Origin of the sequence: Streptomyces sp. NPDC017940 (genome assembly GCF_044328435.1) — a bacterium.
Taxonomy (GTDB): domain Bacteria; phylum Actinomycetota; class Actinomycetes; order Streptomycetales; family Streptomycetaceae; genus Streptomyces.
Window position 1 is genome coordinate 474,525 of sequence record NZ_JBIRHJ010000004.1, and the last position, 23,291, is coordinate 497,815.

The following is a 23,291-nucleotide window of genomic DNA, read 5'->3' on the forward strand; positions in this document are numbered from 1 at the left end:
GGGGGCCGGTTCCAGGGGGCCGGTTCCGGTCAGGGCACCGCAGGGCACAGGGCGCCGCAGTGCTCCCCCACCTCGACCTTGCCGGTCACGACGTGCAGGGAGAACTGGAGATCGCGCAGGCCGCCGAGGGTGCCAAGGTCCCTGGCCAGATGCTGTTCGAGAGCGCGCAAATGGGAGCGCACGGTGGCCTCGGACAGGCCGAGGGCCCGCGCGGTCGGCTCGATGTGCGCGTCGTGCGTGAGCCAGACCGTCGCCGTGGTGAGCAGGTCCCTGCGGTCGCCGCGGGCGGAGAGCAGCAGCGTGTCGGCCCAGGCCGTCACCTGGGGCGAGGACAGCAACGAGCGCAGCGTCGGCGGCAGTTCGCCGGACGGCGCGGAGCCGTCCGGCTGTTCCCGGCAGGTGACCAGTTCGAGGGCGAGGCCGACGGCGATGCGGTCGGAGACGGCGGCGAAGTCCACGTGCAGGGCCTCCGCCGCCCGGGCCACGCGGCGCGTGACGGTGTTGCGGTGCAGGCTCAGCCGCCGTGCCGCGACGGTGTACGGGTGGGCGAGGGCCGTGAGCAGGGTCTCCCGCATCTGCTCCCACTGGGCGTCGTTGCGCATCAGCGGGGACAGCAACTGCCGGGCCCACAGCTGTGCCTCGCGCGCGGGGAGCAGGCTGAGCAGGTCCGTGTGGTGGGCCGTGAGGGCGGCGGAGTCCGGCTCTTGCAGCGCGAACCCCTGGGCGGCGGTCGCCTCCCGGAGCGCTTCGGCGAGCAGGGACATCGAGTAGACGCCGCTGCCGCCCACGGAACCTATCCCCAGGGCCGCGATCAGCCTGGTCAGCTCGGTGCCCACGCCGTCCGTCGGCCGGCCCGCCCGCACCGGCTGGACCACCAGGATCCGGCGGTCCGTACGCGGGTCCGCGATCACCAGGGCCCGGCCGGACGTGGCGGCCTCGCACCGGCGCACCGCGGTGTCCCGGTGGGTGCGCGGCACGTCGACCACGAAGACGCGGGCCGTGTCCGTCTCCAGGAGGCCGGGGGCCTGCGGCGCCATGACGCGCCGCGCCTTGTCCACCTCGCCGTCCAGGAGGAGTTCCATCGCGGCCCTGCGGGCGGCACGGGAGGCGTCGGCGGCCGCGCGGTGCTCGCGGCGCGCCTGGTCCAGGAGTCCGAGGAGCCGCGCCGCGTGGCCGAGCAGCCGCAGCTCGGCCTCGTCGAACGGGGCGGAGCTGCGGGCGACGGCCAGGACCGTGTCGGCCCCGCGGGCCGGGGCGAGGGTGATGAGCCGGGTGTGCGGGCTCGCTGGGTACGTCACGTCCACCGGGTTCGCCGCGTGCGTCGGGGATGCCGGGTTCGCCGGGTACATCGGGGACGCCGGGTTCGCCTGGTACATCGAGGACGCCGGGTTCGCCGCGTGCGACGGGGACGCCGGCCAGTGGGTGCCCGGGTGCGGCGCCGACTCGGCCATGGACCGGTGGATGATCGCCGGTGCCAGGGTCTCGGCCGCGGTGGCCGGGGAGGCCGCGAGGACGCGGTGCGGATCGCTGACGAGGACCTGTACGTGCAGGGACCGCGCCAGCCAGTCCGCGATGCGCTGCATCGCCTGCGGGTCCGCCAGTTCGGTCGGCACCTGCTGCACCAGCGTGGTGAGGTGCGTGACGTGGCGCTCGGCACCGGCGAGCCTGCTGTCCCTGAGGAGGTGACGCGTCCTTGCCCACATCGGCGGCGCCGCGGAGGTGGTCAGGAGCGGGACGGCGAGGGTGTGGGACAGGTCGACGACGGCCCGGGACAGGCCGTGGGCGGCCCGGAAGGGGGCGCGGGCCGCTCGGGAGGACGGGTCGTGGGCCGTTCGGGAGGCGGCGTGGGTGGCTCGGGGCGGGTCGTAGGTGCCTCGGGACGGATCGTAGGCGGCGTCTCGGGGCGGATCGTAGGCGCCTCGGGGCCGGGTTGCGGACCGTGGCGCGTCGGGGGTGGTGTGCACGACGAGGCCCGCGCACCGGTCCAGGGCGAGCTGCTCCATGAGTGTTTCCAGGGCGACCTCCGCCCGCCCCCGCAGCCGCGACTCCAGGCCGGTGATCAGGACGAGGGATCCGGGCTCCAGGCGCCGCTGCGGCTCGCCCTCCAGGAGCTGCGACAGGGTCAGGGTCGTCAGGGTGGCGACCCCCACCGCCTCGTACCGGGCAGCGTCGACACCTGCGGCGAAGTCCAGCTCCAACTCGGCCCTGCCGACCAGCGTGCCCAGTGTCAGCACGTCATCTCCCCCTTCTGCCCGAGGTGTTGGTCCTGTCCTGCGACGGCGTGTCACAGCCGCGGGGTGCGCGGGCGCGCGCCCTCGGGCCCGCCGGCGCATCACCTCCGGCGATGCGAGCTCGGGCAGTGCGAGGCGACTTGGGCGGACTTCCCGCCGTCCGCCGCCATGGACATACTCAACGGGTTGCGCACAGAGATTGCAAGCGACAAGGTATGCACTATCAGCAACTTGAGGTGAGTGCCGGAAGGAGAGCGCGTGGCCCGCGAACGGTCAGGCCCGACGCTCGCCCATCTCGTTCTGGCCACCCGGCTCAGAATCCTGCGCGAGGCGGCAGGGCTCTCCCGCAAGCAGGCCGCCGACGACCTCGGCGCCCACCCCGTCACCGTGCGCCGGATCGAACAGGCCCAGACGTCCCTGGACGAGGGCCAGGTCCGGGCGCTGCTCCGGGCGTACGGGGCGCCGCCCGCCGAGACGGAGGAGTTCCTCGGCAAGCTGGCCACCGCCAACCTGCCCGGCTGGTGGCACCCCTGGCGCTCCGTCATGGACCCCTGGCAGCTGGACCTGATGAGCGTGGAGTCGGCCGCCAGCATGATCCGCGCCTGGGAACCGGCCCTCGTCCCCGCCCTGCTGCGCACCCGGGCCTACGCGCGCGCCGTCGACGACACCCTGCGCCCCGATCTGTCCGCGGCCGTCAAGGACGCCCGTACGGATCTCCTGATGGCACGTCAAGAGCGTTTGCGTACGCAGCAGACCAGGATCTGGGCGGTGATGTCGGCCGTGGCCCTGCACACCCGCGTCGGGGGCGAGGAGGTCATGGCGGAGCAGGTGGCGGCGTTGCGGGCGGCCGTCGACGGTCCCGACGTGACCCTCCAGATCCATCCCCTCGACGGGCCGCCGCACGCCCTGACAGGCACCCCCGCGATCACCGTGTACCGGGTCGAGGCACCGGAGATACCGGACCGCGTGGTCCGCGAGTGCGGTCCTGCGGGCGCCGCCGACGTATGGGACGCGAGCACGACCGTGACGGACTACCGGCTCCTCCTGGACTACTCCTGCGCCACCGCTTTCCATCCCGACAAGTCGAGAGAGGCCCTGGCATGACCGAGCCGACAGACCCCCAGCAGATAGACACCTCCGTCGCCCACAGCGCCCGGGTGTGGAACTACTGGCTGGGCGGCAAGGACTGGTTCCCCGCGGACCAGGCCGCCGGCGACGCCTACCGCGACAAGTATCCGCTGATCGAGCCCATGGCCCAGGAGTCACGGGGCTTCCTGGTGCGCAGCGTCACCTGGCTGGCTCGGGAGGCCGGGATCCGTCAGTTCCTCGACGTGGGCGCCGGTCTTCCCACGGCCAACAACACCCACGAGGTGGCCCAGCGCATCGCCCCCGAGTGCAGGGTGGTGTACGTCGACCACGACCCGCTCGTCCTGCTGCACGTGCACGCGATGCGCAAGAGCACGCCCGAGGGCGCGATGGACTACGTACTCGCCGACATGCGGGACACGGAAGCCGTCCTGGAGGGCGCGGCCAAGACCCTGGACATGAGCCGGCCCGTAGCGCTGGTGATCAACGATGTGCTCGGCCACATCGTGGACTGGGACGAGGCCCTGGCGCTGGTGCGCCGGCTCGTGGACCGGCTGCCCTCCGGCAGCTATGTGTCCCTGAGCCACTCCACCGCCGCCGACGACAAGCACCGCGAGGTCCAGGAGGAGTACAACAGCTCCGGCGCCATCCCCTACGTCTTCCGTGAGCCCGAGCAGACCGTCGCGTTCTTCGACGGCCTCGAGCTGGTCGACCCCGGATACGTGTGCTGGCCCGACTGGCGGCCCGACGCGACCACCGGCCGCCTCACGGAGCGGGCGGGGTGGGGCGGCGTCGCACGGATCTCATGACGGGGAGCGGTGTGACGGGGAGCGGCGTGGCGGGCAGTGACGTGACCGGCGGTGGCGTGACCGGCAGTGGCGCCGCGGGCGGTTCCGCGGGGCGCTCGGCGCAGCCTTGGGAGGCCGCTGTTCCCGCCGTTCCCCAGGGTGCGGCGCCGGGGTCCGCAGCTTCCACCGGCAGGGCGCCGGGGCCCGCGGTGTCCGTGCCGGGCGCTGCCGCGCAGGAGGTGTCGTGCCCCTGGGTGCGGCGCCTGACGCGGTCCGCCGCCCATTCCGGCGCCTGTCTCGTCGCCGAGGCGGCCGCTCTCGCCGACGGCTGGGCGGCCCTGGTGGACCCCGTGGCAGGCGCGGTCCACAGCACGCCGCGCGGTGCAGGGAGCGAGGCCGAGCGCGCCGCCGCGCACCCGGGGGCCGCCGCGCACCTCACCGTCCATCAGGTGGCCGACAGCGACGGCACCGTCCTCGTCATCGGCCCCGGCAGGGCACCCGTCGCGCCGGCCTCCCTGATCGCCCAGGCCACCGCGGACCTGCTGCGGGTACGGGCCCGGCGGGCGGACGACGTGCGCGGAGCCGAGCAGCGGCTGCACACCGCGGTGCTCCGGCTGCTCAAGGACGGCAGGCCCGAGCTGGCCGCCGACGTCCTCGGCGCCGCCGCCACGCACGCCACGGTGCACCGGCTCACCGGGCGGGCCGTGCACGCCGCGCACCAGACCCTCTGGCGGGCGGCGCAGCCGGGCACCGCGCTCGGCGGCACCCGCATGCTGGTCTGCCTCGACGGCACCGAGCTGGTGGTCGTCGCCCTGCACGGCGCCGCCCACGGCGAACACGCCGCGGTGCGCTCGCTCGTCGCCCGCATCGCGGACCGGCACGAGCTCTCCGGGGGCGCGGCCGACCCCGCGCCCCTCGACATGTTCGCCACCGCGTGGGCGGAGGCCGGGACCGCCCGTACCGGTGCCACCGCCGGCTGTCTGTCCGCCGCGGGCGGCCTCGGCGCGCACGGTCTGCTCCGTGTCGTCCCCGCCGAGCGCCTGCGCGCCTGGGCCGCGACGGTGCTGCGGCCCCTGGACCGGGAGCGGCGCCGGACCCTGGAGGCATGGCTGCGTTCGGGGTCGGTGCAGACCGCCGCGCCCGCCCTCGACGTGTCCGAGGGCACGGTCCGGGCGCGGCTGCGGGGCATCGCCACCCTCCTGGGCGCCGACCTCGACCACCCCACGGTCCAGGCGCAGCTCCTGCTCGCCCTGCGCGCGCCCGCCGCTCCCCGGCCCGCGGCGGCGACGGCCCGGCTCCGCCCCGATCCGCCGCTGCCCGCCGACCTGATCCACGCCGAGGACGCCGGGCGCTGGGCGGCCGCGCTCCTGGAACCGCTGGACACCCGGCTGCGGATCGCGCTGCGGTGCTGGCTGCGCCACCGCGGCAGGACCGCTCCCGCCGCCGTCGAACTCGGCCTGCACCGCAGCACGCTCGCCGCCTGGCTCGGCGAGTGCGGCAAGGCCCTCGACCTGGAACTGTCGTCGGCGACGACCAGGGCGGAGCTGCACCTGGCCGTCGAGACCACCGCCACGCCCGACGACGTACCGGCAGCGCTTCCGCGCCGCGGCGGCCGGACGTACCGGGCAGGACGGAGCGAGGGCTGACGCCTGCGGACGCGGACGAGCGCCGGTGCCTCAGGTCGTGGGTGAGCGCCGACGTCTCAGGTCGTGGACGAGCGCCGACGCCTCAAGTCGTGGACGAGCGCCGACGTCTCAGGACTTGCGGAGCCAGTGCGTCACCGCTTCCCGCCACCGCGCGAACAGCTCGCGGTCCCCGGTGAACTCCACCGCGTCGTCCAGGACGTCCTGCCGCTGGTACATGAGCAGCAGCAGTGCGGCGGCCGATCCGCGTACGGTCACGGCGGCTTCCTCGCCCGTCCGCTCGGCGGCCTCGGCGTCCCGTGCGACGGGGGCCGCACCGGTGAGGTCGACCAGCCACGACGCGCCGGGGGCGGCGTCCGCCCCGCTCACCTCCATGCGCACCGTGCGGCCGGGGGCGAGGAGTGCGCGCACCGCCTCCGGCGACGGGTAGGCCTGCGGCAGTTCGGTGAAGCCCCGCCACTCGTCGAGGCCGTCCAGGGCGACCTCACGGTCCAGGGTGTACGTGCCGCCGACGGCGACGGCCGCGTCGGCGCGGTGGAGCGCCGACTCGTGCATCATGCGGCGTGCCCAGAACAACGGGGTGCCGTTCGGCGCCACCGTCCAGACCCGCGCGTCCGGGCCCGCGTCCCTGAGCGCGCCGGCGAGCAGGGCCGCGCCCTCGCGGAGCCAGTCCGCGAGGGCGGCCGCGTCGGCGCGGTCGTCGCCGGACACGTCGTTCACCTGGTCGTCCGACACCGGGCCCGTCGCCCTGGTGCGTACGATCTCCTCGGCCCAGCGGTGCGCCCCGCCCACGTGTCGCAGCAGGTCGCCGAGGCTCCAGCCGGGGCAGGTCGGCACCGGCAGAGCGAGGTCGGCGCCCTTGGTCCGCTCCGTCAACCTGTCTGTCTGCGCGATGATCTGGGCGGCGTACCGTTCCAGGGGCATGAAGGTCATGTCGTCACACTAGGCGACGTGCCGCGGCCGCCTCGACGGGGTTTTTCCCACCGTCCGGGGCCGCCCTCCCCTCGGCGCACCCGGCTCACGACGACGCCAGGAACTGCGTCGCGGCCAGCTCCCCGTACAGCGGATCGGCCACCACCAGTTCGTCGTGCGTGCCCACCGCGCGGACCCGGCCCGCGTCCATGACGACGATCCGGTCGGCGAGCGTGACCGTCGACAGGCGGTGCGCGACGACGAGGACCGTCACCTGCTGGGACACCTCGGCGACGACGTCGCGCAGCGCGAGTTCGTTGACGGCGTCCAGCTGGGACGTCGCCTCGTCGAGCAGGAGCAGCCGGGGCTTGCGCAGCAGCGCGCGGGCGATCGCCACGCGCTGGCGTTCGCCGCCGGAGAGCTTGGAGCCGCGGTGCCCGACCACGGTGTCCAGGCCGTCGGGCAGCGTGTCCACGAGGGTGTCGAGCCGGGCGCGCACGAGGACGTCGCGGATGTCGGAGGCGGTGGCGTCGGGCGCGGCGAACAGCAGGTTCTCGCGCAGGGTGCCCGCGAGGACGGGGGCGTCCTGCTCGACGTACCCGATGGCGGCGCGCAGTTCGGCGAGCGGCAGGCGGAGGACGTCCTCGCCGTCGACGAGGACGCGGCCGTCCGAGGCCTCGTAGAAGCGTTCCACGAGCCCGAAGACCGTGGTCTTGCCCGCGCCCGAGGGGCCGACGAACGCGGTCATGCCGGGGCCCGGGACCGTGAAGCTCACACCGTGATGGACGTACGGGAGGTCGGGCCGGTAGCGGAAGGTCACGTTCTCGAAGGTGACCGACGCGGGGCGGGTGCCGGCGGGGGCGGGCACCCGCGGCGGCGTGTCGGACTTCTGCGTCCCTCTCGGCGGCGAGGCATCGAACTCCTCCGTCTCCATCCGCTCCGCCTGCACGATGCGGGCCACCGCGGCGGAGCCGACCTGGTACTGCGTGACGGCGTCCACGAGGCGGGTCACCGGGTCGATCAGGTAGAAGAGCAGCATCAGGAACGCCACGAGCGTCGCGACCGAGATGGCCTCCGACGCGACCCGTGCCCCGCCCACGCCGAGCACCGCGAGGAACGACACCTGGATGGCGAAGCCCATGGAACTCCACGCCACGGCCTGCCACTTGGCCGACCTCACGCCGTGCCGCCACGCTTCGCTCGCCGCCTCCTCGACCTTCGCCACCTCGCGCTCCTCGGCGCCGGATGCCTTCAGGGTGCGGAACGCGCCGAAGGCCCGCTCCAGGGCGGTCGAGATCGAGCCGACGGCTTCCTGCGCCTGCCGGGTGGCCTTGGAGATCTTCGGCATGACCAGGGCGGTGGCGGCCCCGATGAGCACGATCACGCCGAGGGTGACGCCGAGCAGCACCGGGTCCATGAAGGCCATCATCACGACGGTGGCGACGACGGTGAGGCCGCCGGAGAACGCGGACACCACGGCCTGCGTGGTGACGGCCTGGAGCAGGGTCGTGTCCGAGGTGACGCGGGACATCAGGTCACCGGGCTGCACGCGCTCCAGCTCGGTGACCTTCAGCCGCAGCAGGCGTCCGATGAGGGAGCGGCGCGAGTCGAGGACGACGGACTGCGCGGTGCGTTCGAGGATGTAGCTGCCCACGGACTCGACCGCCGTGCCGATCACCAGCAGACACGTCAGGAGAACGAGGATCGAGGTGACCGACTCGTCGTCGGAGAGCCGGTTCACCAACGCCTCGACGGCGACCGGCTGGGCGAGTCCCGTGGCCGCGCCGATCAGGGTGAACAGGGCGCCGACGGCCACCACCCCGCGGTGCGGGCGGAAGTGGCGGTACAGGACGGCCCAGGTCTCCCGGGCGGAGAGCGGCGGCCCGGCCTCCGTGGGGTCCGCCGTCTTGACTTGCGGTTGTTCGTCGAACACGGGTTCTGAGTGGGTCACGCACCACAGGACGCGTCAGGGCGCGTTCCGCCTGACCGCGCCCGGAGAAGCCGGGGGGGGCGCCACGGCTCGCCACCCGGGGCGAGGGGGGGCGCCGGGATCGCACGGCGTAGCAGTCCGATCATCTGCATAGGCCCCGAGTTGCACCGCGTGCCCCCGGCATGTGACCGCGTTCCCGGTTAACACGGACGGCGCAGGGGAGGACGGTGCTGGCGGAAGGTGCGCGCGCCTCCCGCACGCCGCCCTCCGCACACCGCCTCCCGTACGCCGCCCTCCGCACGACGCCTTCCGTACGCCGCCCTTCGCACGACGCCTTCCGCACGCCGTCCTCCGCACACCGTCCTCCGCACACCGCCTCCGCGTGCCCGCCGTGCGGCATCCGGCCCTTTCCGACGACCTGCCCCGGGGAGAGAGCGCACCATGACCGACATCCACCAGATCACCATCGCCCTCGTCACCGCCGATGTCGCGGGGGCGGCCACGCAGGGGCGGATCTACCTGGGCATAGCCGGACGTGAGTTCCTGCTGGCGAACTCGGACAGGATCGCGCGCAACGGCGACAACCAGTTCGTCCTCGGCGAGGGCGGCAACGTCGTCAACGCGTACTACAACGACCCGCGCAGACCCCAGCTCGACACCGAGGACCTCGACCTGTACCCCGTCTACATCCGGCTGCGCGCCGAGGGCAACGACCCGGCCTGGTGCCTGGAGCAGGTGTGCGTCGCGGTCGACCCGCGGGGACCTGTCCGGCACCAGTTCTCGAACCCGCGGCTCGGCGGCATGCACACCGACGAGGCCCGCATCTGGCTGGGCGACGACTACGGCACCCGGCTGCACCTGAGGCGGGGCGGCCTCGGAACCTGACCGGCCCCGGGAACGCCGGGGTGCTCAGGCCCGGAACGCCGGGACGCTCAGGCCCGGAACGCCGCGGGGCGTTCCGGGCTCGCGTCCGCGAGCGCCCGGGTCACCTCGGCGACGCCACCGCGCAGCCCGTACACGGGGGTGTCGGGCTGCTGACGCCACGACTCGTCGATGCCGCCCGCGTCGACGGTGTCGAAGCCCATCTCGTCGATCAGCTCGCGGACCACCTTCTTGGCGGCCTCGTCGTCCCCGGCCACGGGCAGCGCCATCCGCTCGGGCGCGCCCTCGGGGAGCGGCTTGTCGAGGATGTCGTCCGCGTACGTGCCGTTGAACGCCTTGATGACGGGGTGCCCGACGTGCTGCTCGGTCCAGCGGCTCTCCGGCAGGCCGGCCTCGATGGCGTCGATCCTGCCGTCGCGCTCCCGGGGGTAGTAGTTGCCCGTGTCGATCACCGCGAAGCCCTCCGCGGCCCCGTCGAACAGACCGGACGGCAGATCGGGGACGTTCTTCAGCGGGACGGTCACCACGACGACCTCGGCGCCGCGTGCCGCCTCGTCGACGGTCACGGGCGTGGCACCGGTCTCCTCGGCGAGGGCGGTGAGGGTCTGCGGGCCTCTGGAGTTGGCCACGGAGACGTCGTGGCCGAGTGCGGTCAGGCGCCGGGTGAGGTTGCCGCCGATGTTGCCCGCGCCAATGATGCCGATCTTCATGGAGTCCTCCGGTGGGGTGCCGCGACCGGGTGCCGCTGGCGCATGTGTGCCTCCAACCCCCCTGACGACGGGGCTATTTCCGCCGGTCCGAGGGAATATTCGGCAGTCGCGTATTCCCTTTCGCCCCATCGGATATTCCATGTCTCTCACTCGATTGCCCAGTGGATTCCGATGGCTGGGACGGGCGGGGACCTGACGACCACGCCGCGGGTCGCGTGGCTGCTCCGGGGCCGCCTCGTCGCGGCGGGCGCCGACTTCGGAAGGACTAGCCGCATGCGCCGCGCTGTCCTGTCCTGTCCGACGTGACGCGGGGGCGGTCGAGCCGGGCCGCCCGCCCGTGACCGGCCGCGAGGCTGCCGCTGCATGCCCGTATCCGCCGTTCGGGCGTTCTTGCGCATAGGTTCGTAACCGTCACCCGTCTTCTCGTAGCCGTCACACATCTTGTGGTACGCACGCCGTGAAAGGACCGCTCCCATGAGCACCTCGAACACCTCGCGCCCCGCCGACGCCTCGGGCACCTTCGCCCTCGGCGGCGACCTGCCCGTCAACCGTCTGGGTTACGGCGCCATGCAGCTCACCGGACCGGGTGTGTGGGGCGAACCCAAGGACCGGGACGAGGCCGTTCGTGTGCTGCGCCGCGCCGTGGAGCTCGGCGTCACCTTCATCGACACCGCCGACTCCTACGGACCGTTCGTCAACGAGGTCCTCATCCAGGAGGCCCTCAAGCCCTATGCCGACGACCTCGTCATCGCCACCAAGGGCGGCTTCACCCGCTCGGGGCCGGACGCCTGGAGCGCGGTCGGCCGCCCCGAGTACCTGCGCCAGCAGACCGAGCTGAGCCTGCGCCACCTGGGCGTGGAGCGCATCGACCTGTACCAGCTGCACCGCATCGACGAGCAGGTCCCGCTCGCCGACCAGCTGGGCGAGCTCACCCTGTTGCAGAAGGAGGGCAAGATCCGCCACATCGGTGTCTCCGAGGTGACCCTGGAGCAGCTCGAGGCGGCCCGCGAGCACGCCGAGATCGTCTCCGTGCAGAACCGGTACAACCTCGTCGACCGCGGCTCCGAGGACGTGCTCGCGTACGCCGAGCGGGAGAACATCGCGTTCATCCCGTGGTACCCGATGGCCACCGGTGAGCTGGCCCGGCCCGGCGGACCGCTCGACGCCGCCGCCACGGACCACGGCGCGAGCCCCTCCCAGCTCGCCCTCGCCTGGCTGCTGCGCCGTTCACCGGTCGTGCTGCCCATCCCCGGCACGTCGCGCGTCGCGCACCTGGAGCAGAACGTCGCCGCCGCGGGCATCACCCTGGACGACGCCCAGTTCGAGGCGCTCGCCGCCGCCGTCTGACCCGGCTCCCGCACGGCGAAGGCGCCGGTGCTCAACCGACGTGCGGTGAGCACCGGCGCCTTCGCGGTCAGCCGGACGGTCGGTCCGCCGGTCGGTCAGCCAAGCGGTCAACCGGTCAGCCGGGACCTCGGCGCGCCCCCACCGCCACCGCGAGCACCGCCGTGAGCCCGCCGAGCACCATCACCGTCGAGGACGAGGTCCGGTCGAGCACGGCGCCGCCCGCCAGCGCCCCGAGCGAGAGCGTCGCCTGGAACGAGGCGGTGAACAGCACCGACGCCGCCTCCGGTGCGCGCGGCAGCGCCGCCGCGAACCAGGCCTGCGAGCACACCGGCACGGCACCGTAGGCGATCCCCCAGACCACGAGGAGCACGACCGCACCGACCGGCCGGTCACCGAGGACGGGCAGCAGCAGCGTGGCACACGCGATCAGACCCGCCGCCGTCACGAACCCGGCCCGCGGCCTGCGCGCCACCGCCGCGCCGCCCACGAAGTTCCCGGCGATCCCGGCCGCGCCGTACGCCAGCAGGAACACGGTGACCAGGTCCGGGCCCACGCCCGTCACCTCCCCGAGGAAGGGCGTCACGTACGTGTACGCGCCGAAGTGCGCCAGTACGACGACGACGGTCGTCCACAGCGCCCCGCGCACGCCTCGGCCGCGCACGGACTCCCGCAGCACGGCCACGCGCAGCGCCTGTTCCGGCGGCAGCGGCCGCAGCACCGCAAGCATGGCGCCCCAGACGCACAGGGACAGAACTCCCAGGGCGCCGAAGGCGGTCCGCCAGCCGGCGGCCTCGCCGACGAACGTACCGGCGGGCACCCCGAGCACCGATCCGAGCGGCACCGCGGAGAAGATCACCGCCGTCGCCCGCGCGGCCGATCCCGGTGCCACCAGACGCACCGCGAGCCCGGCTGCGATCGACCAGAACCCGCCGATGGTGACGCCCACCATGACCCGGGAGACGAGCACGAGCCAGTAGGCGGGCGCGGCTGCGGCGAGGAGGTTGGCCGCCGCGAGCAGGGCCATGAAGGCGCACAGCATGGTGCGCCGGTCCACGCGGGAGGTGGCCGTGGTGACTAGGGGCGCGGAGAGGGCGGCGAGGAAGCCCGGCATCGTCATCGTCAGACCGGCGGTGCCGTCCGTGACGTCGAAGCTCCGTCCGATCGAAGGAAGCAGGCCGATGGGCAGGATCTCCACGGTGACGATGGCGAACAGGCCTGCCGTCACCGAGCCCACGGCGAGCCATCCGCGCAACGGCGTGCGGGAGGCCGGGGCGGGCACGGCGGTTCTGAGCTGGGGCATGGGTCCTTCCTGGCGGGAATCCGGGGGTGCGGGGTACTTGGGGTACGGGGTACTCGGGGTACGCGGTACTTGGGGTACGCGGAGTGCTCGGGGTGCGCGGGGCACTCGCGGTACTCGGCGTACCTGTCAGGGGTGCCGGTCGGGGGCACGGCTCAGTTCACCAAGGGGCACGGCCCGTGGTCTGGCAGGTATGCGACGCCGTAGTGGAGGACCCGGCGGCCCGAGGCTTGGCGGCCCGCGACCCCAGCGCCCCGCGGACCGCTGTCCTGCGGACCGGCGCCCCGCCGACAAACACCCCGCGGACCAGAACCCAACGGACCAGTGTTCACGCGAAAACCCCGGGCCCCGTCCGCGGGCCCGGTGCTAGCATCCCCGCATGATCACGCCCGAGTTCCGCAGCGTCATGATGCCCCGCCGACGGGGCCGCTGACTTCGGACGCACGCGTGTTCCGAGGCCCCGAGACGGGGCCTCGTCGCGTTGCGGTCACGGAGCCCCGCCTCTCCCCCTGGAGATCCTGGAGGCTCCCATGACCACCCCGCGTACCACGTACGTGACCACGACCATTCCCTACGTCAACGCCCGCCCGCACCTCGGCTTCGCCCTCGAGATCGTCCAGGCGGACGTGCTCGCCCGGCACCGCAGGCACCGCGGCGACCGGGTCCGCTTCCTGAGCGGCACGGACGACAACTCGTTGAAGAACGTTCTCGCCGCCGAGGCGGCGGGCGTGCCCGTGCAGGACCTGGTGGACCGCAACGCGGAGGCGTTCGCCGCGCTGCGCGGTCCCCTTGACCTCTCCTTCGACGACTTCATCCGCACGAGCCGCGACCCGCGCCACCGCGTGGGCGTGGAACGCCTGTGGCGGCGGTGCGCCAAGTCGGGCGACCTGTACCGCAAGCACTACGAGGGCCTGTACTGCGTCGGCTGCGAGCAGTTCTACACACCGGCCGAACTCGTCGGAGGGCGCTGCGCCGAGCACGGCACGGAACCGCGGTCCGTCGCCGAGGAGAACTGGTTCTTCCGGCTCTCCCGGTACGCGGACCGACTGCACGGGCTGATCTCGTCCGGGCGCCTGCGCGTCGAGCCCGCCGTGCGCCGCAACGAGGTGCTCGCCCTCATCGAGGGCGGCCTGCACGACTTCTCGGTGTCCCGGTCGCACACGCGGGCCCGCGGCTGGGGCATCCCCGTGCCCGACGACCCCGAACAGGTCGTCTACGTCTGGTGGGACGCCCTCGGGAACTACGTCACCAGCCTCGGTTACGGCACCGGCGACCCCGCGTACGAGCAGTGGTGGAGCGGTGCGACGCGCCGCACCCACCTCGTCGGCAAGGGCGTCGTCCGCTTCCACGCGGTGTACTGGCCGGCCATGCTCCTCTCGGCCGGACTGCCGCTGCCCACGGACGTCCTCGTACACGACTACCTCACCGTGGACGGCCGCAAGATCAGCAAGTCGGCCGGTGCCACCGTCGATCCGACGGAACTCGTCACGGAGTCAGGGACGGACGCGGTGCGCTGGTGGCTGCTGCGGGATGTGCCGCGCGTCGGCGACGCGGACTTCACCCGGGAGCGGCTCGTGGCCCGGGCGGACGCCGACTTCGCGGGCGGGCTGGGGAATCTCGTCAACCGGGTCGTGACGATGGCGCACCGCTTCCGCGACGGCCGGGTGCCGGTGCCCCGCGTGCCGGCCGAGGGCACGGAGCGGCTCGTGGCCGCCTGCCGTGAGGTTCGGGGCCGGGTCGACGACGCGCTGGCGGACTTCGACTTCCGGCGGGCGGTGGACGCCGTCTGGCGGATCGTGGCGGAGGCCGACCGCTGCGTCGACGGCACGCGGCCCTGGGAGCTCGCCAAGGCCGAGCGCGCGGGCGACGCGGCGGCGGGCGACCGCCTCGACGGGGTGCTCGCCGCCCTGATCGGCGCGTGTCGCACGCTCGCCGGCGAACTCTCCCCGTTCGTACCGGAGTCGGCCTCCCGGGTGGCCGCGCAGTGCACGCCCACCGCCGACGGGCGGCTCCCGCGGGCCGCACCGCTATTCCCGCGCGTCGGAGAGTCACTGCGTCCGGCGGTCTGAGGGGGCGGGCCGCAGGGCGCGGGGCTCGCGGCCCCTGTCCCTCAACTGTCCCTCAACCCGAGGGGTTCCTGCGCTCCTTGGCCCGCCGGTGGCTCGCCACCCGCTCACGCGTCGCGCACCGCGGCGAACAGTAGCGGCGCGCCGTGCCGCTGCCGCCGGTGACGTACACGGTGTCGCAGCGCGGTGACGCGCACAGCCCGCCGGGAGGCCGCTGCCGGTCCCAGAGCAGCACGGCGAGGGCCATGCAGGACGAGGCCAGGAACCACTCCGCCCACGGCGCGGAGTCGTCGCTGTCCAGGTGGATGTGCCAGGGCGTGCCGCCGCCGTGCGCGGTGAGCCTGACCGGTCCGCAGCCTTCGGCGATGAGCCTGTTCAGGCGGGCCGCCGCGGCGTCGACACCGGGAGCGGTGAAGACGTCGCGGAGCCGGTCGGACACGGCGCGCAGGTCCGCCACGTCCTGCGCGGTCACCTCCAGCGCGCCCCGTTCCCCGTACTCGCGCAGCACCGCGGTGACCGACGCGACGGCTTGCGCGTCGGGCCCATCCACGCTGTCGGACGCTTCCGCGTCGTCGGGCCCTTTCGCGCCGTCGGGCCCACCCGCGCTCAGGACGTTGACCAGTGCGGCGGCGCGCTGCGCCGAGCGCAGGACGGAATGGCGCGTGGACCACTCGTCGGAGCGCGTGGACCGCTCCTCAGGGCGGGACCACCCCTCAGGGCGCGTGGACCGCTCGTCCTCGGGCGCCCCCGCGCCGTCGCGCGGTTCCGCGGTCTCGCTCTTCTCGGCCTTCGGCTTCCTCACGAGAGCCAGAGTAACGCCCATAGTCAGCTTGCCCGTTACCTTGTAACGTCGTACGCATGTCAAAGCGTTACGGCATCGGGAGGTACCTCACGGGTGCCACCGCCGCGCGCACCGGTGATGAGATGTCAGGTCCTGCCCTGCTCCTGGTGGGGCTCTCCGTGACGGGCTCGGCGTCGACGGCTTCGGCGCTCCTGTCGGGGATCACGCTCTCCGCTGCCGTGGGCGGGCCCGTCTTCGGGGTGCTGCTCGACCGGGCCGCACGGCCGGGTCGGCTGCTCACCACTGCGCTGGCCGCGTACTCCCTGGCGCTGCTCGCCATCCTGCTGGGCCTCGGTCGGCTGCCTTTGCCGGTCGTCCTCGCCACCGCCCTGTGCGGCGGTCTCCTGGGCCCCGCCCTGGCCGGTGGCTGGACCTCGCAACTGCCGCAGGTGGCGGCCCCCGGGAACCTGCCGCGTGCCACCGCGCTCGACGCCCTGACCTACAACTTCGCCTCCCTGGCGGGACCGGCGCTCGCCGGGGCGGTCGCCATGGCGGCGGGGGCGCCGGCGGGTGTCGTGGTGTCCCTGGCCCTGGTGGTCCTCGCGCTGCCCGCGGCATGGACCCTGCCCGCCCCCTCCCCCACGCCCGCCACCGCGCCCGCGTCCGTCATCGCCGATCTGCGGTCGGGCTTCGCCGTCATCGGCCGCGTCCGCCCCCTCGCGCGCGCCACGCTGACCTCCGTCATCTCCTACGTAGGCGTCGGCACGCTGGTGACCTGCACTCCCCTGCTCGGCGAACGGGCCCTCGGCGCCACCGACTCGGGGACCTTCCTCCTGGCCGCGCTCGCCGCCGCCTCCCTGGCCACCAACGCCCTGCTGGCCCGGAGCCCCGGCGCGCTGCGGCCCGACGCGACGATCCTGGCCAGCACGCTCGCCCTCGCCGGGGCGCTGCTCCTGGCCGCGACCCTGACGCCGCTCGCGCTGTTCGCGGCCATGGCGGTCGCGGGAGCCGGGGCGGGCCCGCAGCTCACGGCCCTGTTCGCGGTGCGGCACCGGGAGGCCCCCGCGCACCTGCGCGGGCAGATCTTCACCACGGGGGCCAGCCTGAAGATCACCGGTTACGCGATCGGTGCGGGCCTCGGCGGGCCGCTGGCCACCTGGTCGCTCCCCGGTGCGCTCCTCGTGGCCGCGGGCTTCGAAGCCCTCGCGGCCCTCTGCTTCGTGGCGCTGACGGGGGTGGGCCGCGGCCGGCGGCCTGGTGTGCCCCAGCGCGCGCAGGGAACCCGTACATCACCCTGACGTGCCGACGCCACAGGGTCCTCATGCGTGCGCGCGGCCGTAACGTCCGGCACGTCCCGGACGTTCCGCCGTGCGCCACACCCGCCCGCTCCGTGAGGCGCCCACCGCAGCACCGAAAGAGAGCTTTCGTGCCCCTGCCCGCACCGTACGCCCGCCCAGCGGGTTCCCTGCGCCACCACCGACTGTCCGACGTCCTGGAGGATGCCGCCGAGGCGATGCGCGCCGACGGGCGCTCCGGCGGGGCGGCGGTCGTCGCGGCGCCCGCCCGCGGCAGTGCCGCCGTCCACCATGAGCCCGGCATCGAGCGGCGGCGCTGATGCCTGCCGCGGACGAGCCCGCCGCCCCGCCGCACGAGGTCGTGTTGCAGGACTACGACCAGCACGGGCGGATCTGGTCGCTCGACGTCACGACGGGCGTGCTCACCCCCGGTTCCGGGCGCTGCCATGGATTCGTGCACCTCACGGACGCCTCCCGGCGGGGTGACGTGGCCGTGGCCGCCGCCCTGTACGCCGACGGCCCGGGGGCGGGCACGCTGTGGCTGCAATACGGGCCGACGCGGTGGGACTGCTCGCGGGTGGCCGTGCGGCAGGCGTCGGAGGCGGACGGCCACCGCCTCTTCACGGTGTTCGGGACGGGCGGCCCCGAGCTCGAACTCCGCTACCCGGCGCCGGACCCCGGCCCCCTCGACCCGGCGTACGACTGGATCGTCACCGTCGCGGACGACTTCTTCCTGTGGGCCGCCGAACGGCTCGGGGACGACGGCGGCAGCACCCGGCACACCCTCACGGAGCACTTCGGCGCGGGCTTCCTGCCCGACTGAGGGTGTCCGTCGAGGACAGGGGCGTGCTCCGGGACCCGCTGTCCGGCCAGGGCAGGATCGCCCCGAGGAGGGCCCGCGCGCACAGGTCGCGCACCTGTGCGCGCGTCAGTTCCGGCTCGTCGAGCCACTCCAGACAGACCGCCACCATGAAGGCCAGCCAGCCGCGCACGGCCAGCTTCAGGGCGGCCGGCTCGGCGGTGAGCGGTGCGGTCTCGGGGTCCGCGGTGAGGGCGGCGAGGATCTGCCGCTCCTGCGCGGCGAGCCCTTCGCCGTACACCGCCCGCACGGTGGGGTCGCCCGCCTCCTTCGCACGGTGGAAGGCGCGGAAGCCCTGGGCGTGGCCCTCGACGTAGCCCAGGAAGGCGTCCAGGCCGGTCCCGAGCTGCTCGCGCACCGGCAGTCCCGGTTCGGCGGTCGTCAGGCGCAGCATGCGGTCGCTCTCGCGCTGGACGACCGCGGCGAAGAAGTCCCGCTTCGTCGGGAAATAGTGGTACAGCAGCCCGCGGGAGACACCCGCGATCTCGGCGACCTGCTCGATCCAGACGTCGTCGTAGGGGTTCTGTGCGAACAGCCGCGCGCCCACCGTGAGCAGTTGCTCCCTGCGCTCCTGGGTGCTCAGCCTGCGCCGGGGGCTGTGCTGCGGGTCCGCGGCCATGGCAGCACCTTACTTGACGTCGGTTCAACAACAGGACCAGACTGCAATCCCTTGTTGAATCCACGTACAACAGGCTCTGGTCACTCCAAGGAGCCCTGTGCACAAGGGAGATGGTGGCCATGGCGCAGACCACGCGGCCGACGGGAAGCGCCGGGCCGCCGCCCGGGGGCCTGCCGAAGGGGTTCCGCAGCGCGGAGGCCGGCTGGCCCCGGCTCGACCGCATACCGCACCCGCCCCGCCGCGTTCCGCTGATCGGCGACGTGCTCGGCGCGAACGTCCGCACGCCCGTGCAGGACTCGATGGCGATCGGGCGCCGCCTCGGTCCGGTCTTCCGCCGCAAGGCCTTCGGCAAGGAGATCGTCTTCGTCTGGGGCGCACGGCTCGCGGCCGAGCTCGCCGACGAGGCGCGGTTCGCCAAGCACGTGGGGCTCGGCGTGGCCAACCTGCGGCCGGTGGCGGGCGACGGCCTGTTCACGGCGTACAACCACGAACCCAACTGGCAGCTGGCGCACGACATACTGGCGCCCGGCTTCAGCCGGGAGGCGATGGCGGGCTATCACCCGCTGATGCTCGACGTGGCCGGGCAGCTGACGGCCCGCTGGGACGCCGCGGCGGCCGCAGGTCGGGCCGTGGACGTGCCGGGCGACATGACGAAGCTGACCCTGGAGACCATCTCCCGCACCGGCTTCGGGCACGACTTCGGCTCCTTCGAGCGGGCAAGGCCGCACCCCTTCGTGAGCGCCATGGTCGGCACGCTCTCGCACGCGCAGCGGCGCAACGTCCTGCCGCCCGCGCTCGCCCCGGTGCTGCTGCGCCGCGCCGAGCGGCGCAACGCCGCCGACACGGCGTACCTGAACCGCACCGTCGACGGCGTGGTCGCCGCCCGGCGCGCCGCCGACGCCTCGGGTGCGCGCGGCGACCTCCTGGACCGGATGCTGGACGTCGCCCACCCCGACACCGGCGAACGCCTGTCTCCGGAGAACATCCGCCGACAGGTCATCACCTTCCTGGTGGCCGGGCACGAGACGACGTCGGGCGCCCTCTCGTTCGCGCTGCACTACCTCGCCGCCCACCCCGAGGTGCTCTCCCGCGCGCGGGACGAGGTCGACCAGGTGTGGGGGGCCGCGGAGGCACCCGCGTACGAGCAGGTGGCGAGGCTCCGCCACGTACGCCGCGTCCTCGACGAGTCGCTGCGCCTGTGGCCGACCGCCCCCGCGTTCGCACGGGAGGCCCTGGCGGACACGGTGCTCGGCGGGGCGCACCCGATGCGGCGGGGCGCATGGGCGCTGGTGCTCACGATGCTCCTGCACCGGGATCCGGAGGCGTGGGGTCCGCGGCCCGAGGAGTTCGACCCCGGCCGGTTCGCGCCCGCCGCGGTGCGGTCGCGGCCCGCCCACGTCTTCAAGCCGTTCGGCACCGGCGCGCGTGCCTGCATCGGCCGTCAGTTCGCCCTGCACGAGGCGACGCTGGTGCTCGGGCTGCTGCTCCGCCGCTACGACCTGGTGCCGGACCCGGGCTACCGGCTGCGGGTCGTGGAGCGGCTGACGCTGATGCCCCAGGGGCTGCGGCTGCGGCTCGTACGCCGGTCCGGGTGAACCGTGCCGGTACGCCGTCCGGCTGCTCGGGACCGGTACGCCGTCCGGCTGCCGAGGACCGGTACGCCGGTCCGGGTGACCCCGCGCCGCCGACCGCGTGACGTGACGCCGGGCGGCGGCTCGCGTGGCGGTTGAAGGGCAATTGTCAGACCCGTGCGCAAGAGTGGGGGTTGCACCTTCGACCTTGGGAACCGCGCGCTAAGGAGCCAACCGACATGACCGGCACGACGTATCCCGAACTGGCCGCGGCGCAGGCGTGCTTGCGGCTGCTGCACACCGCGCGCGCCGCCCTGTCCGCGCCCGCGACGGCACAGACGGCGGCGCTGCTCGCCGTGCCGATCGCGGACGCCGACGAGGCGCTGCGGCGCGCGGGCCTCGCGGGCAACGAGGCCTGGCTCCTGGACAGGATCTACGATCTCGCGCCGCCCGCCCCGACTCCGGAGCCCGCCGACGCCGACCGCGGGCCCGCCGACGAACCGTCACCGGACGGCCGCCGACCTACCGGGCCGGACGCGGCGTCGGCCCCCGCGACAGCCCCGGCCCCGCGCCGCGAGGGGAGCCTGCGGTGAGCGAGGGGGGCGAGCGGAAACCCAAGGACGGAGGGACGTCCGGTGGGGATCAGGCGTCCGGCAACGCCGCGCTCGGCAAGAAGCCGTTCAAGCGCTCGCGCAGTCACTTCGCCGACCGTGTGACGGCGGACGGCAGGGACGGCTGGCCCGTGGAGGCGGGGCGCTATCGCCTGGTGGTGAGCAGGGCCTGCCCGTGGGCGAGCCGCGCCCTCGTCTCCCGCAGACTGCTCGGCCTGGAGGACGCGCTCTCCCTCGCCGTCACCGATCCGATCCAGGACGACCGGAGCTGGCGCTTCACCCTCGACCCGGGCGGCCGCGACCCCGTCCTCGGCATCCACCACCTCAGCGAGGCCTACGACGCACGCGAGTCGGATTATCCGGGCGGCGTGAGCGTGCCCGCGATCGTGGACGTCCCGAGCGGCAAGCTGGTCACGAACGACTACCAGCAGATCACCCTGGACCTCGCCACGGAATGGCAGGACCTGCACCGCCCCGGCGCCCCCGAGCTGTATCCCGAGCCGCTGCGCGCGGAGATCGACGAGGTGATGGAAGGCATCTACCACGACGTCAACAACGGCGTGTACCGCGCGGGCTTCGCCTCCACCCAGCACGAGTACGAGTCCGCGTACGAGGATGTGTTCCGGCGCCTCGACGAGACGTCGCGGCGACTCGCCGAGCGCCGCTATCTGGTGGGCGACAGCATCACGGAGGCCGACATCCGGCTGTTCACGACGCTGGTGCGCTTCGACGCGGTGTACCACGGCCACTTCAAGTGCAACCGCAGGAAGCTGACCGAGGACCCCGTCCTGTGGGCCTACGCCCGTGACCTCTACCAGACCCCGGGCTTCGGCGACACGGTCGACTTCGACCACATCAAGCGCCACTACTACCAAGTGCACACGGGCATCAACCCCACCGCCGTCGTCCCCCTCGGCCCCGACCTGACGGGGTGGCTGACGCCGCACCACCGCGAGCAGCTCGGCGGCAGCCCGTTCGGTGCGGGGACGGCACCCGGGCCGGTTCCGGAGGGTGAGGAGGTCGCTGCGGCGGGGCGTCCGTGACGGCGTCGTACCGCCGACCCAGGCACCTTTTGCTCATGGGATCCATTTTCATATAGCCTCGGGCCGTCCCCGTACCCCTCGCACCAGGAGGATCCGATGGCCGTACCGAAGCGGAAGATGTCCCGCAGCAACACGCGTCACCGCCGCGCCCAGTGGAAGGCCACCACCCCCCAGCTGGTGCCGGTGACGGTCGACGGCGTCCCCCGGATGGTCCCGCAGCGCCTGGTCAAGGCATACGAGCGCGGCCTCGTCACCCCCGAGGGCTGACACCGCGGGGCGCGAGCGGCGCGTTGCACGGAATGCAACTCATGTTGCGGGTCTTGTCCGTTGGGACTTCTGGGGTCACTGTGGCTGTCACATCCGTCACTCCCGTCCATGAGGTGCAGTCATGAACAGAAGGCGGTTCATCGGTACGTCCCTCGCCGTGACCACGGCGGCCGTGACCGGCGCGGCTCCGGCCGGGGCGGCTCCGGCCGGGGCGGCTCCGGCAGATGCGGCTTCGGCCGACGCGGCTCCGGCCCGTGGAGGCGCCGGCGCGCAACGGCGCCTGTTCCTCGGCACGTACACCTCGCAGCCGGGCGGTGGAACCGGCATCGGGACAGCCACGTACGACGAGGCGACGGGCACCGTGACCGCCGCGGGCACCATCGAAGGCGTGGCGGACCCCTCCTATCTCGCGGTGCACCCCTCGGGGCGGTCGCTGTACGCCGTCAACGAGCGCGCGCAGGGCGGGGTGACGGCGGTCGACCTGCCGCCCGCGGGCAGCCCGCGGGTGCTCGGCACGCGCGCCAGCGGCGGTGCCGGGCCCTGCCACCTGTCCGTGCACCCCGGCGGCCGCTGGCTGCTGAGCGCCCACTACACCTCCGGCAGCGTGGCCGTGCACCCCATCGAGGCGTCGGGCGCCCTCGGCGAGCGCACCGATCTCGTCACGCACTCCACGCCGCCGCCCGGGCCCGGCCAGCAGGGGCCGCACGCCCACCAGATCGTGACCGCGCCGGACGGCCGCCACGTCCTCGCCGTCGACCTCGGCACCGACACGGTCTACACCTACCGGCTCGACACGGCCGCCGGAAAGCTGAGCCGTGTCTCCCACGCGACGGTGCGGCCGGGGGCCGGGCCGCGCAATCTCGCCTTCCACCCGTCGGGGCGCTTCGCGTACCTCGCCGACGAGCTCGACAACACCGTCGTCGTCTGCGCCTACGACCCGGCGAGCGGACGGCTCACTCCGGGTGCTCCGCAGCCCACCGGCACCCGCCCCGGCGTCACGAGCTATCCCGCGCAGCTCGTCGTGACCGGTGACGGGGCCTTCGCCTACCTCGCCAACCGCGGGGACAACACCCTGACCCGGTACGCGGTCGAGCGCGGCGGCGCCCGCCTGCGGCTGCTCGGCACGGTGCCGGTGGACGGCGACTTCCCGCGCCACCTCGCGCTCTCCGCGTCGGGCCGGCTCCTGTTCACCGCGAACCAGCGCTCGGGGTCGGTGAGCGTGTTCCGCGTGGACGGGCGGACCGGGGCGCTCAGCCCGGCGGGCAGGCCGTTCCGGGCGCCCGTCGCGGTGTGCGTCCTGCCGTTGTGAGGAACGCGGCGCGCGGGTGCCCGACGCGGGGGCCCCGGACACGC

21 protein-coding genes are annotated in these 23,291 nt (G+C 73.9%); 14 read left to right on the plus strand and 7 right to left on the minus strand.

All coding sequences use genetic code 11. The annotated features are described in order from the left end of the window. Positions 1 to 29: 29 nt before the first annotated feature. Positions 30 to 2,234: a helix-turn-helix domain-containing protein gene (locus tag ACH4DX_RS16385; protein WP_398155565.1), complete on the minus strand. Its 2,205-nt coding sequence runs from the start codon at positions 2,232 to 2,234 to the stop codon at positions 30 to 32. Between the two features lie 255 nt (positions 2,235 to 2,489). Between ACH4DX_RS16385 and ACH4DX_RS16390 the strand changes: the two genes are divergently transcribed. The 3 genes from ACH4DX_RS16390 to ACH4DX_RS16400 are packed head-to-tail and all read left to right on the plus strand — an operon-like array spanning position 2,490 to position 5,751. Next, positions 2,490 to 3,335 carry a helix-turn-helix domain-containing protein gene (locus ACH4DX_RS16390; protein ID WP_398118698.1) on the plus strand — a complete coding sequence of 282 codons (846 nt, stop codon included), beginning with the start codon at positions 2,490 to 2,492 and terminating at the stop codon, positions 3,333 to 3,335. Continuing rightward, entirely contained in the window at positions 3,332 to 4,126 is a 795-nt protein-coding gene (locus ACH4DX_RS16395; protein WP_398118696.1) for an SAM-dependent methyltransferase, read from the plus strand. The genes ACH4DX_RS16390 and ACH4DX_RS16395 overlap by 4 nt, the downstream gene beginning before the upstream one ends. A 26-nt stretch (positions 4,127 to 4,152) precedes the next feature. After that, a complete protein-coding gene (locus tag ACH4DX_RS16400) occupies positions 4,153 to 5,751 on the plus strand; it encodes a helix-turn-helix domain-containing protein (RefSeq protein WP_398155566.1) in 1,599 nt (532 codons plus the stop codon). Positions 5,752 to 5,859: 108 nt separating this feature from the next. Here ACH4DX_RS16400 and ACH4DX_RS16405 read toward each other — a convergent pair whose 3' ends face one another. Further along, a complete protein-coding gene (locus ACH4DX_RS16405) occupies positions 5,860 to 6,681 on the minus strand; it encodes a maleylpyruvate isomerase family mycothiol-dependent enzyme (RefSeq protein WP_398155567.1) in 822 nt (273 codons plus the stop codon). Between the two features lie 85 nt (positions 6,682 to 6,766). Beyond that, complete coding sequence (locus ACH4DX_RS16410) at positions 6,767 to 8,593, minus strand: ABC transporter ATP-binding protein (RefSeq protein WP_398155809.1); 1,827 nt, start codon at positions 8,591 to 8,593, stop codon at positions 6,767 to 6,769. 438 nt (positions 8,594 to 9,031) lie between these two features. Here ACH4DX_RS16410 and ACH4DX_RS16415 point away from each other — a divergent pair, with 438 nt between their 5' ends. Continuing rightward, positions 9,032 to 9,475 (plus strand): hypothetical protein, encoded by a 444-nt coding sequence (locus ACH4DX_RS16415; RefSeq protein WP_398118690.1) that lies wholly within the window; start codon positions 9,032 to 9,034, stop codon positions 9,473 to 9,475. Positions 9,476 to 9,522: 47 nt separating this feature from the next. On the opposite strand, the gene ACH4DX_RS16420 is transcribed toward ACH4DX_RS16415, so the two are convergent. Beyond that, a complete protein-coding gene (locus ACH4DX_RS16420; RefSeq protein ID WP_398155568.1) occupies positions 9,523 to 10,182 on the minus strand; it encodes an NADPH-dependent F420 reductase in 660 nt (219 codons plus the stop codon). Positions 10,183 to 10,656: 474 nt separating this feature from the next. On the opposite strand from ACH4DX_RS16420, the gene ACH4DX_RS16425 reads away from it, so the two are divergent. Beyond that, positions 10,657 to 11,529: an aldo/keto reductase gene (locus ACH4DX_RS16425; RefSeq protein ID WP_398118684.1), complete on the plus strand. Its 873-nt coding sequence runs from the start codon at positions 10,657 to 10,659 to the stop codon at positions 11,527 to 11,529. Between the two features lie 115 nt (positions 11,530 to 11,644). On the opposite strand, the gene ACH4DX_RS16430 is transcribed toward ACH4DX_RS16425, so the two are convergent. Further along, positions 11,645 to 12,829: an MFS transporter gene (locus ACH4DX_RS16430; protein WP_398155569.1), complete on the minus strand. Its 1,185-nt coding sequence runs from the start codon at positions 12,827 to 12,829 to the stop codon at positions 11,645 to 11,647. 527 nt (positions 12,830 to 13,356) lie between these two features. Between ACH4DX_RS16430 and ACH4DX_RS16435 the strand changes: the two genes are divergently transcribed. Continuing rightward, on the plus strand, positions 13,357 to 14,895 hold the full coding sequence (locus ACH4DX_RS16435; protein WP_398155570.1) for a methionine--tRNA ligase: 1,539 nt from the start codon (positions 13,357 to 13,359) through the stop codon (positions 14,893 to 14,895). Between the two features lie 52 nt (positions 14,896 to 14,947). On the opposite strand, the gene ACH4DX_RS16440 is transcribed toward ACH4DX_RS16435, so the two are convergent. Beyond that, positions 14,948 to 15,541, minus strand: coding sequence for a CGNR zinc finger domain-containing protein (locus tag ACH4DX_RS16440; protein WP_398155810.1), 594 nt, complete (start codon positions 15,539 to 15,541; stop codon positions 14,948 to 14,950). Between the two features lie 209 nt (positions 15,542 to 15,750). Between ACH4DX_RS16440 and ACH4DX_RS16445 the strand changes: the two genes are divergently transcribed. The 3 genes from ACH4DX_RS16445 (at position 15,751) to ACH4DX_RS16455 (ending at position 17,791) form a co-directional block, all read left to right on the plus strand. Continuing rightward, a complete protein-coding gene (locus tag ACH4DX_RS16445) occupies positions 15,751 to 16,971 on the plus strand; it encodes an MFS transporter (protein ID WP_398155571.1) in 1,221 nt (406 codons plus the stop codon). Positions 16,972 to 17,099: 128 nt separating this feature from the next. Continuing rightward, positions 17,100 to 17,288, plus strand: a complete 189-nt coding sequence (locus ACH4DX_RS16450; protein WP_398155572.1) for a hypothetical protein — start codon at positions 17,100 to 17,102, stop codon at positions 17,286 to 17,288. Then, entirely contained in the window at positions 17,288 to 17,791 is a 504-nt protein-coding gene (locus tag ACH4DX_RS16455) for a hypothetical protein (protein ID WP_398155573.1), read from the plus strand. Before ACH4DX_RS16450 ends, ACH4DX_RS16455 begins: the two co-directional genes overlap by 1 nt. Here ACH4DX_RS16455 and ACH4DX_RS16460 read toward each other — a convergent pair. Beyond that, positions 17,754 to 18,446: a TetR/AcrR family transcriptional regulator gene (locus ACH4DX_RS16460; protein WP_398155574.1), complete on the minus strand. Its 693-nt coding sequence runs from the start codon at positions 18,444 to 18,446 to the stop codon at positions 17,754 to 17,756. The two genes, ACH4DX_RS16455 and ACH4DX_RS16460, sit on opposite strands and share 38 nt — an antisense overlap. 119 nt (positions 18,447 to 18,565) lie before the next feature. Between ACH4DX_RS16460 and ACH4DX_RS16465 the strand changes: the two genes are divergently transcribed. From ACH4DX_RS16465 to ACH4DX_RS16485, 5 genes are all read left to right on the plus strand, one after another. Beyond that, complete coding sequence (locus ACH4DX_RS16465) at positions 18,566 to 20,041, plus strand: cytochrome P450 (protein WP_398155575.1); 1,476 nt, start codon at positions 18,566 to 18,568, stop codon at positions 20,039 to 20,041. 215 nt (positions 20,042 to 20,256) lie between these two features. Beyond that, complete coding sequence (locus tag ACH4DX_RS16470; protein WP_398118672.1) at positions 20,257 to 20,610, plus strand: hypothetical protein; 354 nt, start codon at positions 20,257 to 20,259, stop codon at positions 20,608 to 20,610. After that, positions 20,607 to 21,671, plus strand: coding sequence for a glutathione S-transferase family protein (locus tag ACH4DX_RS16475; protein ID WP_398155576.1), 1,065 nt, complete (start codon positions 20,607 to 20,609; stop codon positions 21,669 to 21,671). The genes ACH4DX_RS16470 and ACH4DX_RS16475 overlap by 4 nt, the downstream gene beginning before the upstream one ends. Positions 21,672 to 21,767: 96 nt before the next feature. After that, a complete protein-coding gene (gene rpmF, locus ACH4DX_RS16480; protein WP_398155577.1) occupies positions 21,768 to 21,938 on the plus strand; it encodes a 50S ribosomal protein L32 in 171 nt (56 codons plus the stop codon). A gap of 121 nt (positions 21,939 to 22,059) precedes the next feature. Beyond that, a complete protein-coding gene (locus ACH4DX_RS16485; protein WP_398155578.1) occupies positions 22,060 to 23,247 on the plus strand; it encodes a lactonase family protein in 1,188 nt (395 codons plus the stop codon). Positions 23,248 to 23,291 lie beyond the last annotated feature (44 nt).

Excerpts from the sequence above, each read along its gene's own strand:
- ACH4DX_RS16395 (WP_398118696.1), top strand. The coding sequence starts at position 3,332 with ATGACCGAGCCGACAGACCCCCAGCAGATAGACACCTCCGTCGCCCAC.
- ACH4DX_RS16405 (WP_398155567.1), bottom strand. The coding sequence starts at position 6,681 with ATGACCTTCATGCCCCTGGAACGGTACGCCGCCCAGATCATCGCGCAG.
- ACH4DX_RS16415 (WP_398118690.1), top strand. The coding sequence starts at position 9,032 with ATGACCGACATCCACCAGATCACCATCGCCCTCGTCACCGCCGATGTC.
- ACH4DX_RS16420 (WP_398155568.1), bottom strand. The coding sequence starts at position 10,182 with ATGAAGATCGGCATCATTGGCGCGGGCAACATCGGCGGCAACCTCACC.
- ACH4DX_RS16425 (WP_398118684.1), top strand. The coding sequence starts at position 10,657 with ATGAGCACCTCGAACACCTCGCGCCCCGCCGACGCCTCGGGCACCTTC.
- ACH4DX_RS16430 (WP_398155569.1), bottom strand. The coding sequence starts at position 12,829 with ATGCCCCAGCTCAGAACCGCCGTGCCCGCCCCGGCCTCCCGCACGCCG.
- ACH4DX_RS16435 (WP_398155570.1), top strand. The coding sequence starts at position 13,357 with ATGACCACCCCGCGTACCACGTACGTGACCACGACCATTCCCTACGTC.
- ACH4DX_RS16445 (WP_398155571.1), top strand. The coding sequence starts at position 15,751 with ATGTCAAAGCGTTACGGCATCGGGAGGTACCTCACGGGTGCCACCGCC.
- ACH4DX_RS16455 (WP_398155573.1), top strand. The coding sequence starts at position 17,288 with ATGCCTGCCGCGGACGAGCCCGCCGCCCCGCCGCACGAGGTCGTGTTG.
- ACH4DX_RS16460 (WP_398155574.1), bottom strand. The coding sequence starts at position 18,446 with ATGGCCGCGGACCCGCAGCACAGCCCCCGGCGCAGGCTGAGCACCCAG.
- ACH4DX_RS16465 (WP_398155575.1), top strand. The coding sequence starts at position 18,566 with ATGGCGCAGACCACGCGGCCGACGGGAAGCGCCGGGCCGCCGCCCGGG.
- ACH4DX_RS16470 (WP_398118672.1), top strand. The coding sequence starts at position 20,257 with ATGACCGGCACGACGTATCCCGAACTGGCCGCGGCGCAGGCGTGCTTG.
- rpmF (WP_398155577.1), top strand. The coding sequence starts at position 21,768 with ATGGCCGTACCGAAGCGGAAGATGTCCCGCAGCAACACGCGTCACCGC.
- ACH4DX_RS16485 (WP_398155578.1), top strand. The coding sequence starts at position 22,060 with ATGAACAGAAGGCGGTTCATCGGTACGTCCCTCGCCGTGACCACGGCG.